Source organism: Pseudocitrobacter sp. RIT415, from assembly GCF_003057695.2.
Lineage (GTDB): Bacteria > Pseudomonadota > Gammaproteobacteria > Enterobacterales > Enterobacteriaceae > Pseudocitrobacter > Pseudocitrobacter faecalis.
Genome location: NZ_QBJC02000007.1, coordinates 170,176 through 183,387, shown reverse-complemented (window position 1 = coordinate 183,387; position 13,212 = coordinate 170,176). Strand labels below are relative to the sequence as shown.

14 protein-coding genes are annotated in these 13,212 nt (G+C 54.8%); 11 read left to right on the top strand and 3 right to left on the bottom strand.

Features of this window, described 5'->3' with window-relative positions; genetic code table 11:
• Positions 1-300: 300 nt before the first annotated feature.
• The gene (locus tag DBY68_RS09970) at positions 301-1,476 is read left to right on the top strand and encodes an oligogalacturonate lyase family protein (RefSeq protein ID WP_108475933.1); all 1,176 of its coding nucleotides are present in this window, start codon (positions 301-303) and stop codon (positions 1,474-1,476) included.
• 183 nt (positions 1,477-1,659) lie between these two features.
• Here DBY68_RS09970 and DBY68_RS09965 read toward each other — a convergent pair whose 3' ends face one another.
• The 3 genes from DBY68_RS09965 to DBY68_RS09955 all read right to left on the bottom strand — a co-directional run bounded on the left by DBY68_RS09965 (position 1,660) and on the right by DBY68_RS09955 (position 5,002).
• On the bottom strand, positions 1,660-2,355 hold the full coding sequence (locus DBY68_RS09965) for an oligogalacturonate-specific porin KdgM family protein (protein ID WP_108475932.1): 696 nt from the start codon (positions 2,353-2,355) through the stop codon (positions 1,660-1,662).
• Positions 2,356-2,838: 483 nt separating this feature from the next.
• Entirely contained in the window at positions 2,839-4,032 is a 1,194-nt protein-coding gene (locus tag DBY68_RS09960; RefSeq protein ID WP_108475931.1) for an acetyl-CoA C-acetyltransferase, read from the bottom strand.
• A gap of 100 nt (positions 4,033-4,132) precedes the next feature.
• Positions 4,133-5,002 (bottom strand): LysR family transcriptional regulator, encoded by an 870-nt coding sequence (locus tag DBY68_RS09955; protein ID WP_108475930.1) that lies wholly within the window; start codon positions 5,000-5,002, stop codon positions 4,133-4,135.
• 94 nt (positions 5,003-5,096) lie between these two features.
• Here DBY68_RS09955 and DBY68_RS09950 point away from each other — a divergent pair, with 94 nt between their 5' ends.
• The 10 genes from DBY68_RS09950 (at position 5,097) to DBY68_RS09905 (ending at position 13,212) form a co-directional block, all read left to right on the top strand.
• Positions 5,097-5,561, top strand: a complete 465-nt coding sequence (locus DBY68_RS09950; RefSeq protein WP_108475929.1) for a multidrug/biocide efflux PACE transporter — start codon at positions 5,097-5,099, stop codon at positions 5,559-5,561.
• Positions 5,562-5,787: 226 nt separating this feature from the next.
• Positions 5,788-7,017 carry an amino acid permease gene (locus DBY68_RS09945; RefSeq protein WP_108475928.1) on the top strand — a complete coding sequence of 410 codons (1,230 nt, stop codon included), beginning with the start codon at positions 5,788-5,790 and terminating at the stop codon, positions 7,015-7,017.
• Between the two features lie 221 nt (positions 7,018-7,238).
• The gene (locus DBY68_RS09940; RefSeq protein ID WP_108475927.1) at positions 7,239-7,961 is read left to right on the top strand and encodes a beta-ketoacyl synthase chain length factor; all 723 of its coding nucleotides are present in this window, start codon (positions 7,239-7,241) and stop codon (positions 7,959-7,961) included.
• Complete coding sequence (locus DBY68_RS09935) at positions 7,940-8,728, top strand: lysophospholipid acyltransferase family protein (RefSeq protein WP_189624002.1); 789 nt, start codon at positions 7,940-7,942, stop codon at positions 8,726-8,728. Before DBY68_RS09940 ends, DBY68_RS09935 begins: the two co-directional genes overlap by 22 nt.
• A 24-nt stretch (positions 8,729-8,752) precedes the next feature.
• A complete protein-coding gene (locus tag DBY68_RS09930; RefSeq protein WP_108475925.1) occupies positions 8,753-9,010 on the top strand; it encodes a phosphopantetheine-binding protein in 258 nt (85 codons plus the stop codon).
• A 12-nt stretch (positions 9,011-9,022) separates the two neighbouring features.
• On the top strand, positions 9,023-9,274 hold the full coding sequence (locus DBY68_RS09925) for an acyl carrier protein (protein ID WP_015963162.1): 252 nt from the start codon (positions 9,023-9,025) through the stop codon (positions 9,272-9,274).
• Positions 9,275-9,280: 6 nt separating this feature from the next.
• Entirely contained in the window at positions 9,281-9,850 is a 570-nt protein-coding gene (locus DBY68_RS09920) for a hypothetical protein (RefSeq protein ID WP_108475924.1), read from the top strand.
• The gene (locus tag DBY68_RS09915) at positions 9,847-11,205 is read left to right on the top strand and encodes an AMP-binding protein (protein ID WP_108475923.1); all 1,359 of its coding nucleotides are present in this window, start codon (positions 9,847-9,849) and stop codon (positions 11,203-11,205) included. The genes DBY68_RS09920 and DBY68_RS09915 overlap by 4 nt, the downstream gene beginning before the upstream one ends.
• Positions 11,192-11,545: a hydroxymyristoyl-ACP dehydratase gene (locus tag DBY68_RS09910; RefSeq protein ID WP_108475970.1), complete on the top strand. Its 354-nt coding sequence runs from the start codon at positions 11,192-11,194 to the stop codon at positions 11,543-11,545. Before DBY68_RS09915 ends, DBY68_RS09910 begins: the two co-directional genes overlap by 14 nt.
• The gene (locus DBY68_RS09905; protein ID WP_108475922.1) at positions 11,536-13,212 is read left to right on the top strand and encodes a glycosyltransferase family 2 protein; all 1,677 of its coding nucleotides are present in this window, start codon (positions 11,536-11,538) and stop codon (positions 13,210-13,212) included. Before DBY68_RS09910 ends, DBY68_RS09905 begins: the two co-directional genes overlap by 10 nt.

The window sequence follows — 13,212 nt, the reverse complement described above, 5'->3', positions numbered from 1 at the left end:
CACGAATATGCCGTTATCCATCCCCGGTGAAAAAATAAAGTCTTTTTAATTCAGTAAAATATAAACATTGAGAATTAACTGAAATGTGAGAAATATCCGTCAAAAAACAAAGTTCATTTGAAGCGGCATCGCTTTCGATAACCTGATCTGGGTTGAATTTACAGCCTTTTCGTACAAAGTGCGCTCACCATCACAAACATTGAAACGTCGTTTTGATAAATTATCACTACATTTTTAAAACGACATCCACATCGGCCGGTGAGCGTTAAGCCACCATTGCTTGAGAAAAAGGAGTGCAACATGGCTAAAGGTATGCGGGTAAAACTGAACTATGAGGTCAGCCGCGATCCAGACACAGGCGCGGAAGTCACCCGCTTAACCCCACCAGAAGTCACCTGTCATCGTAACTACTTCTATCAGAAGTGCTTTTTCAATGATGGTAGCCATCTGCTTTTCGCAGGTGAGTTTGACGGCCACTGGAACTACTACCTGCTGGATGTCGCCAATGCTGAAGCGGTGCAATTAACGGAAGGCGAAGGTGATAACACCTTCGGCGGTTTTCTCTCACCGGATGACCAATCGCTCTACTATGTGAAGAACGATCGCACCCTACTGGAAGTGAACCTGAAAACGTTGGTGGAACGGGAAGTGTATCGCGTGCCGGACGAATGGGTCGGCTACGGTACCTGGGTGTCCAACAGCGACTGCACCAAACTGGTAGGCATTGAGATTGCCAAAAGCGACTGGACGCCGCTTAACAGCTGGCAGCTGTTCCACGACTTCTTCCATAAAGGCCCGCACTGCCGTCTGCTGCGCGTTGACCTGCAAACGGGTGAAAGCTCGGTTATTCACGAAGAGAAAAACTGGCTCGGCCACCCGATTTATCGCCCGTTTGACGATCATACCGTCGCGTTCTGCCACGAAGGCCCGCACGATCTGGTCGATGCCCGCATGTGGCTGGTAAACGAAGACGGCAGCAACGTGCGTAAAGTCAAAGAGCATGCGGAAGGTGAAAGCTGCACCCATGAATTCTGGGTACCTAACGGTTCGGCGCTGGTGTATGTCTCTTATCTGAAGGGTAAGCAGGGTCGCACCATTTATCGTTACAACCCGGACACCGGCGTCAACGAAGCGCTGATGCAGATGCCAGCCTGTTCGCATCTGATGAGCAACTTCGACGGTACGCTGCTGGTCGGTGACGGTTCCGGTACGCCGGTCGATGTGAAAGACACCAGCGGCTACACCATCGACAACGATCCCTATTTATATGGATTCGACGTCGCGAAAAAAGCGTACTTCCGCATCGCGCGTCATGACACCTCCTGGGCGACGGTACAAAACAGCCGCCAGGTCACGCATCCGCACCCTTCTTTCCTGCCACACGATGGCGCGGTGCTGTTCAGTTCCGACAAAGACGGTAAACCGGCACTTTATATTGCCAAACTTCCGACACAGCGTGATTTTATTCAGGCCTGAATGGCTGAATATAAAGTATGAGTGACTGAGTATTTGATGTAGTGTTTCTGTAACTGGCCTTGCCCTCCTTTATGGGGGGCTTTTTTTATCTGCCGTTTATATTAGAAATATGATTACAGGAAAAAAAGAAAACAGAAAAACCCGGCTAACTACGCCGGGTTAATAACGAGGTGGAAGAATTAATTAGAAGGTATATGCCACACCGACACGGAAGCGCGTCTGACGATCGTTACGGTCATTCACACCCACGTTACCCACTTCGCCATACGGTGCCCAGTTTTTATCCCAACGATAAGCCAGCTTAACGTTATATTCCTGAGAATATGGTTTGTTATTATTACGCGCGGTACCTTCGCTGCTGCGTGCATACACATAGTTCAGCTCGGTGCGCCAGTCGCCGAATACATAACCCGCCCAGGCGTCGCCACGGTTGACTTTATCATCGTCTTTACCGGCATTTGAAGGATAGCGTGTGTAATCATAACGATAACGCGCGGCAACATAAAAACCACTGTCGAAGCTGTACTGAACCCGCAGGTTCGGTTTGTAAATAGAGCGGCTATCATTACTTTCAATATTGAACCCCGGCGTTACCGAGAAATTCTTATTGGCTTTCCACTGCCAGCTAATACTCTCTTCATGACCATTACCGATAAAATCCGCATACGGCTTATCGGTATTATCACCCCCCGACTTCCATTTAGCTTCAACAGAGAAACCAAAGCCATTTGCAAATCGATGTGAAACAGAAACACGGTCGGCGTTAGTTTTATCTGTTTTACCACCATCAATAAATTCGTGACGTAAATCGACAGTTACCGCTGATGCAGCAAAAGATGCTCCACACAATACAGCCAGGGCCAGAGTTTTTTTCAACATTTGCTATCCCTCAATTGAAATCATGTTTCGTTTTTATGGAATTGCATTTTATTTTTTTAATACATGTATTTTAGTGATCAGGATCGTAATTATTTGTTTCAAAAAATACGGCACGAAATGGCGTGATCGGCTTCAATAAAAAGATGTCAAAACACAATAAATATGCGATGCACATCACACGCACTTCATTTTTCACACATAATCCGCTAAAACGTCTGTTTTTAATGATCCATATAAATCAACAAGTTAAGGATGCATTAAAAAATAAAATAACCAATGTTATTTTATTTCATCAAATAATAAGGATTTTATTAATGTGTTTTTATAGAATTAACTCAGCGCAAACCATGACAAGCGACGACAAAAGTGTAAGCAAAAAGCCTTTCGTTACGTCATTTGCATTAGCATTAAAACGGGGGATAAAAAGGGATTAACTCAGGGTAATCTTAACGCTACCGGGGGTTTTAGTAGCGTTGTAAGAGATTATGCAGCAGGCAAATCACGTTCCACGGCCAGCGCCACGCCCTGACCGCCGCCAATGCACAGCGTCGCCAGGCCTTTACGGGCATCGCGTTTCATCATTTCGTGAACCAGAGACACCAGAATTCGGCAGCCGGACGCGCCAATAGGATGGCCTAAGGCGATAGCGCCGCCGTTCACATTCACTTTCTGCTCATCCCACTCTAGCATCTTGCCAACAGAAATCGCCTGCGCGGCAAACGCTTCGTTGGCTTCAATAAGATCGACATCGTTCAGTTGCCAGCCCGCACGCTCCAGACAACGACGGGTGGCGTACACCGGCGCGATACCCATCAACGCGGGATCGACGCCGACGCTGGCAAACGCGCGGATGCGCGCCAGGATCGGTAAATTCAACTCCAGCGCTTTGCTTTCGCTCATCATTAACACCGCCGCTGCACCATCGTTGATCGACGACGCATTCCCGGCGGTGACGGAACCAAGTTGATCGAATGCCGGAGAGAGGCGCGCCAGTCCTTCCGCGCTGGGATCGGTTTGCGGCTGCTCATCCGTTTCGACACGCAGCGTTTCCCCGTTCGGCTGGGCGTTCACTACCGGAACAATTTCATCGCGAAAGCGACCGGAATCGATAGCCTTACGCGCCTTGTGTTGTGAACTTAGCGCCCAGGCATCTTGTTGTTCACGGCTGATGCCATATTCGCGCGCCAGATTCTCCGCCGTCACGCCCATATGATAATCGTTAAACGCATCCCATAATCCGTCGTGCACCAGGCTATCAATTAGCTGACTGTTACCCAACTGCGCACCGGTGCGGCTATCGGTCAGAACGTGCGGCGCGCGGCTCATATTCTCCTGGCCGCCCGCGATCACCACATCCGCTTCACCACACTGAATGGCCTGGGTCGCCAGATGCAGCGCTTTCAGGCCCGAGCCACAAACATCGTTGATCGTAATAGCAGAAACCGTATTGGGCAGGCCGCCTTTAATTGCCGACTGGCGCGCAGGATTTTGCCCGGTACCCGCCGTCAGCACCTGACCAATAATCACTTCATCAATAACATGCGGTTCAATTCCGCTGCGTTCGACCAGCGCATTGATCACCAGGCTACCCAGTTCGACAGCCGAATGGCGGGAGAGCGCCCCCTGGAAGCAGCCGATGGGTGTACGGACTGCACCTACGATAACGACATCTTTCATCTCTACCTCAGCGCAAAATAACCAGGCTATAGTAGATGATTGTTATCAACTTTTATCGTAATTGTTTAAAAAAAGTGAGATTTATCACAAAGGTTTTCCGTTACGCTGACACCTGTTGCAGATACGCTTTGACCCAGCTTCCAGCCGCGCCCGGCGGCGCGCTTTTGTTCCACAGCAAATCGATAGAAACGGCGATCGGCCAGCCGGGAAGTGTCAGCATGGTTAACGGCGCGGAACCGGAAAACTCCTCCACTAACGCACAGGGCAACACACACCAGCCGAAGCCCTGAGCGGCCATGCTCATCAACATCAGATAGTTAGGTGCAGACCACACCGGGCCGCGCGCAGGCGTGGGGCGATTTTCGAGATAAGTATTCAGCCGCAATTCGCGCCAGGTATGCAGTTGATCCCACTCGACGCTGGGCTGCGCGGTTAACGGGTGATCGAGGGAAACGTAAATAGCCATGTGCGTCTGCATCGGCAGACGAGTATGTCCAATATTGGTGGGATAACTTTCCCGCGCCTCAATCAGCCCCACCTGCGCGCGTCCTTTTTGCAGCAAATCAATAACATCGTCGTCTTCACCGACCAGACATTCAAACTCTGTATGCGGAAAACGACGGTCAAACTGCACCATCAGCTTTTCCAGCACATCAGGGTGGAGCGTATCCGACAACACAAATGCCAGCCGCGCTTCCGTTTCGCTGCTCAGGGCCACCGCCAGTTCATCCAGCCGCTCACTGGCGGCCAGAATCGCCTGCACGTAACTCAGTACACGCTGGCCTTCGGGCGTTAACACTGGCTGGCGTGACGAACGATCGAACAAGGTCACGCCGAGATCGGCTTCAAGATTGGCAATCGCGGTGCTGATGGTGGACTGGCTTTTCCGTAAGCGCCGCGCGGCAGCTGAAAACGAACCGCTGTCGACGGTTTCGACAAATGCGGTAAGGGCTTCGGGTGAATAGCGCATAATCTATCTACTTTATCGATGGAATCTATCTTTTACTTATCATATTTATCCATAAAATGCCCAGCAATAGAGAGAACAACCAGAGGTAATTGAGATGCAACACGACAACCTTCACCACAGAAAGCTGCCGGAGCGCATTTTCCACGCCGTGTGCTTTGAAGGCATCGCCACGGCGATCCTCGCCCCGACCGCCGCATACCTGATGCAACGCTCGGTGCTGGAAATGGGCGGATTAACCATTATTCTCGCCACCACGGCGATGGTGTGGAATATCATTTATAACGCCATGTTTGACCGCCTGTGGCCGGTGACGCGCGTTACCCGTACGGCGAAAATCCGCGCCTTCCACGCGCTGGGATTTGAGTGTGGCTTTATCGTGATTGGGGTGAGCATTGTATCGGTGGTGCTTGGCGTGACCCTGATGCAGGCGCTAACGCTGGAGATTGGTTTCTTCCTGTTCTTCCTGCCCTACACCATGCTCTATAACTGGGTGTATGACATGCTGCGCGAGCGCGTAATGAAGCGCCGTGTGCAACGGGCGATGGATTGTGCGCGCTGATGCCCTCACCCCGGCCCTCTCCCACAGGGAGAGGGTGAATTACGTATGTGCACAATCTCTCCCCTCTCTCACAGGGAGAGGGTGAGTTACGTATGTGCACAATCTGTCCCCTCTCCCTCTGGGAGAGGGTTAGGGTGAGGGGTAAAAGTATTCATAACCACCACGAATCATAATTATGGTAAATTACGCTCCATTTTGTATGTTCCATGGTTATTAAATTCGCATAATGTCTAAAATTTGGTCAAAAGAAGAGACGCTCTGGAGCTTTGCCCTGTACGGCACTGCTGTAGGCGCCGGTACCCTGTTCCTGCCAATCCAGTTAGGATCCGCAGGGGCCGTGGTACTGTTTGTTACCGCGCTGGTCGCGTGGCCGCTGACCTACTGGCCGCATCGCGCCCTGTGTCAGTTTATCCTCTCCTCCAACACGCCTGCGGGTGTCGGGATAACCGGCGCAGTCAGCCACTACTACGGCAAAAAAATTGGCAACCTCATCACCACGCTCTATTTCCTGGCGTTTTTTGTGGTGATTCTGATTTACGCCGTCGCCATCACCAACTCCATCACCGAACAGATAGCCAAGCATATGCCGGTCGATCTGACGGTACGCGTGCTGGTGAGCCTTGGCGTGGTATTGCTGCTGAACGTGATTTTCCTTGCCGGTCGCCAGGCCACCATCAAAGTGATGGGCTTCCTGGTGTTCCCCCTGATCGCCTACTTCCTGTTTTTATCGATTTACCTGACAGGCAGCTGGCAGCCCGCACTACTCACCGGGCAAATGGAAGTGACGCCGCACACGCTGCACCAGGTGTGGTTATCCATCCCCGTGATGGTTTTCGCTTTTAGCCATACGCCAATTATCTCTACCTTCGCTATCGACCGTAGAGAGAAATATGGCGAGCTCGCGATGGGTAAATGCAAAAAAATCATGAAGGTCGCGTATCTGATTATCTGCCTGAGCGTACTGTTCTTTGTCTTTAGCTGCCTGCTCTCCATTCCGGTGGATTACATCAATACCGCCAAAGATCAGGGCGTGACGATTCTCTCAGCACTGTCGATGATGCCCAACTCACCCAACTGGTTGTCCGTATCCGGCATTATCGTGGCGATTGTGGCGATGTCGAAATCGTTCCTCGGCACCTACTTTGGCGTCATTGAAGGCGCGAGCGAGATGGTAAAAGCGTCTCTCAATCAGGTTGGCGTGCGTAAAAGCCGTTCGTTTAACCGCATGATGTCAATTCTGCTGGTCTCTACCCTGACCTTCATCGTTTGCTGCATCAACCCGAACGCTATTTCGATGATCTACGCGATAAGCGGCCCGCTGATTGCCATGATTCTGTTTATCATGCCGACGCTGTCTACCTATCTTATCCCATCGCTGAAGCCGTACCGTTCTGTCGGCAGCCTGATTACGCTGATTGTGGGCATACTCTGCGTCTCAGTGATGTTCCTCGGTTAACGCCGTTAGCAGGGCAGTTCTGGCTGCCCTGTTATCCCGTTTGAAACAAATGATGAGCAAAAATCAGTTTGTTCCGCATGACTAAAATGCATTTTTTTTGTAAAGTCCCCACTATTTTGTAGAAGATAGATAAGAAATACCCTGGTCGTTAAAATAACGCGATCGCGGCATTACGCCCGGCGTATTTTAAGTACGTTTTTTTCCCCCGCGGACGCGCGTTAATGAAATTAGCATTCAATATTATCGACTGGATCGCCCGCGCGCCTGGACTGGGCGAGACCGAGCAGTGGCTATCATGGGCGCAATCGCCTTATGCCATTGATCCTGCCAGCCCGCAGGCGAAACTGGTTGAATTGCCGATGATGACCGCGCGTCGTCTGAGTTCAGGTAGCAAGCTGGCCGTAGAGTGTGGCCTTACCCTGCTGCGCCGTCATGCCATTGATGCCGTGCTCTACACCAGCCGCCACGGTGAGCTGGAGCGTAATTACCGTATCCTTAGGGCGCTGGCGAGTGATGAGGCTATTTCGCCGACCGATTTCGCGATGTCAGTGCATAACGCGGCGGTCGGAAATCTGACTATCGCCGCAAAGCAGCCGATTGTCTCCTCATCACTCACCGCGGGGCGCGACACATTCCTGCAAGGTTTATGCGAGGTGATGTGCCTGCTGCAGGCGGGCCACCGGCGTATTTTAATGGTCGATTTTGACGGTGCGCTGCCAGACTTTTACCGCGATCGACTGCCAGCACAGATGCCAGCCTGGGCCTTTGCGACGGCGCTGGTCATCGAAGCGGGTGACCAGGTTCAGTGCATCACCGAGCCGGGTGGAACAAAAGAAGAGCCCGCACTGCCGCAAAGCCTGCAATTTTTACAGAATTACCTGGGCCACACAGCCCATTTCGTCCTTGAAGGCGAACGATTACGCTGGCGCTGGAGCCAGAAATGATAGCAAGGCGTATCAATCACCTTTGGCGGTTACTGATGACCGTAGTGTGCTTCGCGCTGTTTGGTCTGGGCGGCCTGCTGCTGTCGCTGTGCTGGTTTAATCTGTTGCTGTTGGTCATACGCGATGACGACAAGCGCCGGCGCCTGGCGCGCCGCAGTATTTCGGCGAGCTTCCGCGTTTTTTTGGGGTTCGCCAGCGTGACGGGCGTCCTGCGTTACCGTGTACAGGGCGCTGATATTTTACGGCAGGCACGCGGTTGCCTGGTGGTGGCGAATCATCCGACGCTGATTGATTATGTCCTGCTGGCCTCGGTGATGCCCGAAACCGACTGTCTGGTAAAGAGCGCGCTGTTGAAGAACCCGTTTGTCAGCGGTGTGATCCGCGCGGCAGATTACCTGGTCAACAGCGAAGCGGAACGTCTGCTGACAGAAAGCCAGGCCCGTTTACAGCGTGGCGACACGCTGATGATTTTCCCGGAAGGGACGCGTACGCGCCACGGCGAAACCATGACTATCCAACGCGGCGCCGCCAATATTGCGGTGCGCTGCGAACGCGATTTACGCCTGGTGAGCATTCGCTGTAGCGAGCATCTGCTGGATAAGCAGCGCCCGTGGTATCACGTCCCGGAGACGACGCCGCTGTTTGAGGTTATCGTTCGGGAGCGAATCTGTGTCGACGACTTTATTACCGCGAATAAGCAAGAACCGGCGCTGGCCGCGCGCGCGCTAAACCGGCATCTATTACAGAAATTACAATCAATTGGTTAAAACATCATTGTGCAGGAATTAACGATGCAAGAGCTCTACTGCGAGATTAAACATCTCATCATTAACACATTGAATCTGGACGAACTGAGCGTGGACGACATCGACACCGATGCGGCCCTGTTCGGAGACGGTTTAGGTCTGGATTCTATTGATGCGCTGGAGCTGGGGCTGGCGGTAAAAAACCAGTATGGCATCGTGCTTTCTGCTGAAAATGAAGCGATGCGTCAGCATTTCTATTCGGTGGCGACGCTCGCTGCCTTTATTCAATCCCAACGCGCCTGAGGAGCTGCCATCATGACCGACCAAACTGCTGTCTATCAGGAAGTCACTTCCCTGCTAGTAAAACTGTTCGAAGTCGACCCGGCGGCAATCACCCCCGAGGCGCGTCTGTATGAAGATCTTGAACTCGATAGTATTGATGCTGTGGATATGATTGTTCAGTTGCAGAAGAAGACCGGTAAAAAAATTAAACCGGAAGAGTTCAAAGCCGTGCGTACCGTGCAGGATGTGGTTGACGCCGTCGAGCGCCTGCTGCGCGAAGCCTGATTTTTCGTGCGTTTGCCGCTCCTCAAGATCATCACCGCGAGTGTGCTGCTGGCCTGGCCATTTTTAGTCTGGTTTGGTCTGGCACATAACGGTCTGCAATGGCTCCTGCCCATGCTGGCGGTCGTTCTGCTGTTGCGTCTGCGTCAGGCGCAGGACAACGCCGGGCCGATGCGCCGGGTGATGCAAAGCGTCGCGCTAGCCGGGCTGGCGCTCTGTCTTGCCAGCGCATTGCTGGGAACGCATCAGTTGTTGCTCTACTGGCCTGTGGCGGTCAATGGCATCATGCTCGCCCTGTTTGGCAGTTCGCTGTTCAGCGCAATGCCGCTGGTTGAACGGCTGGCGCGCCTGCAATATCCGCAACTCTCCGCGCAAGGTGTGCGCTACACGCGGCGCGTGACGCAAATCTGGTGCGGCTTTTTTATTCTTAACGGCACCGTGGCCCTGATTACCGCGCGGCTCGGCGATATGGCACTGTGGAGCGCGTGGAACGGGATGATCGCCTACCTGCTGATGGGCGCGCTGATGGCCGGTGAATGGCTGGTGCGCCGCCGGGTAATGAAGCGAGAAACCGCATGAACGCCCCGCGCCCGTTATCCCGCTGGCTGAGTGCCGAACGCCCCGATAGCACGCCTGTCGCCTGGTCAGGCGAGCGCCTCTGGACACTGGGCCAGTTGCGCAACGACGTGGCCGCCCACTGTGCGTGGCTGCAAACGCAGAAGGGCCAGCGCTGGGCGCTGTGTCTGGAAGAGGGCTATCGGTTTTTGGTCGCCCTGCTGGCGACGCTGCATGCCGGAAAAACGCCAGTGCTGCCGGGTCACGCTCGCCCTTCGCAGCTTGAGGAACAACGTTCGCTGTTCGACGGCATCTTAAGCGAGGGTTCTCTGAACTGGGATGGCCCTTTACGCATCATCAATACCCCTATCCGTGAAGATGCTCAACCGCTTCCCGCGATACCCGATGACGCCGGGCTGGAACTGTTTACCTCCGGCTCCACCGGGCAACCCAAACGCATTCATAAAAGCCTGGCGGCGCTGGATGCGGAATCCGCCCTGTTGGCCGCGCGCTTTGCCGGTCGGCTGGCCGATTGCCGGGTGGTCTCTTCCGTCTCGCCACAGCATCTCTACGGCCTGACGTTCCGCATTTTTCTGCCGATGTCATTGGGCCTGCCGCTGCATGCCGACACCCTTGCCTGGCCTGAACAGCTGGCCGCTCTCCCGCCACCGCAGCGTTATCTGTTTATCAGCAGCCCAGCGTTTCTGAAGCATCTGGATGCGCGACTGACAGCCCCGGACGTCGCCATGGTGATCACCGCTGGCGGCATGCTGCACTGGCAGGATGCGCAACACGCGTTTCGCTGGCTGAATGTCTGGCCCGATGAAATCTATGGCAGTAGCGAAACGGGCGTGCTCGCATGGCGACAGCGCAATGCGGAGGAGATCGCCTGGCAGCCTTTCCCCGGCGTGACGTTCAAAGCAGAAAACGACGACTGGCGCGTAGTATCGCCACTGATTGCCGAGCCTGAAGGACTACTGCTGGAAGACACACTGCGCTTTAATGCGGATAACCACTTTCATCTGCTTGGGCGGCGCGGACGCGTGGTCAAAATCGCTGAAAAACGAGTCTCGCTGGCGGAAGTCGAACAGCGCGTGTTGTCGCTGGCGGGCGTGCGCGATGCCGCCGCCCTGCTGATTACGCGCGGCACGCGTCAAAGCGTGGGTGTGCTGCTGGTGCTGGATGATGAAACGCGTCAGGCGTGGCTTGGCGCAAGCCGCAAACAGGCGCAGGCGTGGCGTCAGGCGCTACGCCCGTGGCTGGAACCCGTCGCACTTCCCCGCTTTTGGCGCGTGGTGGATGTTATTCCAGTGAATACAATGAATAAGCGCATCGATGCGCAATTACAGGAGTACTTTCATGACCATGATGCCGGATGAAATTTCCTGCCAGCACACGGGCGCGGGCGAGGCGGAGATTGTCCTGCATCTGCCCGCCACACTGTTCTGGTTTCAAGGCCACTTTGCCGTCCAGCCGCTGCTACCGGGCGTGGCACAACTGGATTGGGTCATGCACTATGCCAGCCGTTTACTGACCCCTGACTATCGCTTTCACAGCATTCAAAACGTTAAATTCCAGGCTCCGCTACTGCCGGAAAACCGCATTACCTTAACGCTGGCCTGGCTGGAGGCGCGAGAGAGGCTCACCTTCCGCTACCAGCGCCACGATGGCGACGCGCGCCACACCACCAGCAGCGGGAAAATCCGTTTATGCCGTTAAGCTTCGCGCCCTGCGTGGTGATCCCCTGCTACAACCACGGCGCGATGATGGCGCAGGTGCTGGCGCGCCTTGCGCCGTTTGCCCTGCCCATTATCATCGTCGACGATGGCAGCGACGACGCGACCCGGCGCGAATTACGCACGCTTGCCGACAATCACGCCAGCGTTACGCTTATCCGCCAGCCGCACAATGCGGGGAAAGGCGCGGCGGTGATCCGTGGATTGGAAGAGGCGGCGCGTGCGGGTTTCAGCCATGCGGTTCAGGTCGATGCCGACGGGCAGCACGCGATTGAAGATATCCCGGCGCTGCTCGCGCTTTCGCAGCAACATCCCGAGGCGCTGATTTCGGGTCAGCCGATTTACGATGACTCCATCCCCCGCTCACGCCTGTATGGACGCTGGATAACCCACGTCTGGGTGTGGATTGAAACGCTGTCGCTGCAGCTTAAAGACAGCATGTGCGGCTTTCGCGTTTATCCGATTACGCCAACGCTAGAACTGGCGCAGCGTGTACCGCTCGGCCAGCGAATGGACTTCGACACCGAAGTGATGGTGCGCCTCTACTGGCAGGGCCATCGCAGTTATTTTCTGCCGACGCGCGTGACGTACCCGCAGGATGGGCTTTCCCATTTCGATGCGTTGAAAGATAACGTTCGCATCTCGTGGATGCACACCCGCCTTTTCTTCGGCATGCTGCCGCGTATTCCGTCTCTGCTGTTTCGCCGTCGCAATGTGCACTGGGCAGAGCAAAAAGAGGTGAAGGGGTTATGGGGCATGCGCCTGATGCTGCGCGTCTGGCAACGGCTGGGGCGTGACGCGTTTTCGCTGCTGCTGAAGCCGGTGGTGGCGGTGTACTGGCTGATTGCCGCCACGGAACGCCGCGCCTCGCAGCAGTGGCTCGCACGCGTACATCAACAGCAGCCGAACGCGAAACGGCTGAGCAGCTATCGCCACTTCCTGCGCTTTGGCGAGGCAATGCTCGATAAAGTCGCCAGCTGGCGCGGCGAACTGCGTTTCGGGCACGAAGTAGTGTTTGCCCCGGGCGCGGAAGTGGCACTGGCGATGCATGAACCACGCGGCAAATTGCTGCTGGCGTCGCATCTTGGCGATGTGGAAGCGTGTCGGGCGCTGGCGCAGCGCGAAGAAGGCCGGGTGATCAACGCGCTGGTGTTCAGTGAAAACGCCCAGCGATTCAAGCAAATCATGCAGGAAATGGCGCCGCAGGCCGGGCTGAACCTGATACCGGTCACCGACATCGGCCCGGATACCGCCATGCTGCTGAAAGAGAAACTGGATCGCGGCGAATGGGTGGCGATCGTCGGCGATCGCATTGCCGTTAACCGTCAGCGCGGCGGCGACTGGCGCGTTATCTGGAGCAGCTTTATGGGCCAGCCCGCGCCGTTCCCGCAGGGGCCGTTTATTCTCGCCGCACTGCTGCGCTGCCCGACCTTACTGATTTTCGCCCTGAAACAGCAGGGCCAATTACACATTCATTGCGAACCGTTCGCCGACCCACTGCTGCTGCCGCGCGCAGAGCGTCAGGCGGCGCTTCAGCAGGCGGTAGACCGCTATGCGCAGCGGCTGGAGCATTACGCGCTTCTGGCGCCGCTGGACTGGTTTAACTTTTTTGATTTCTGGCGGCTGCCCGACGCGGCCCATAAGGAGTAA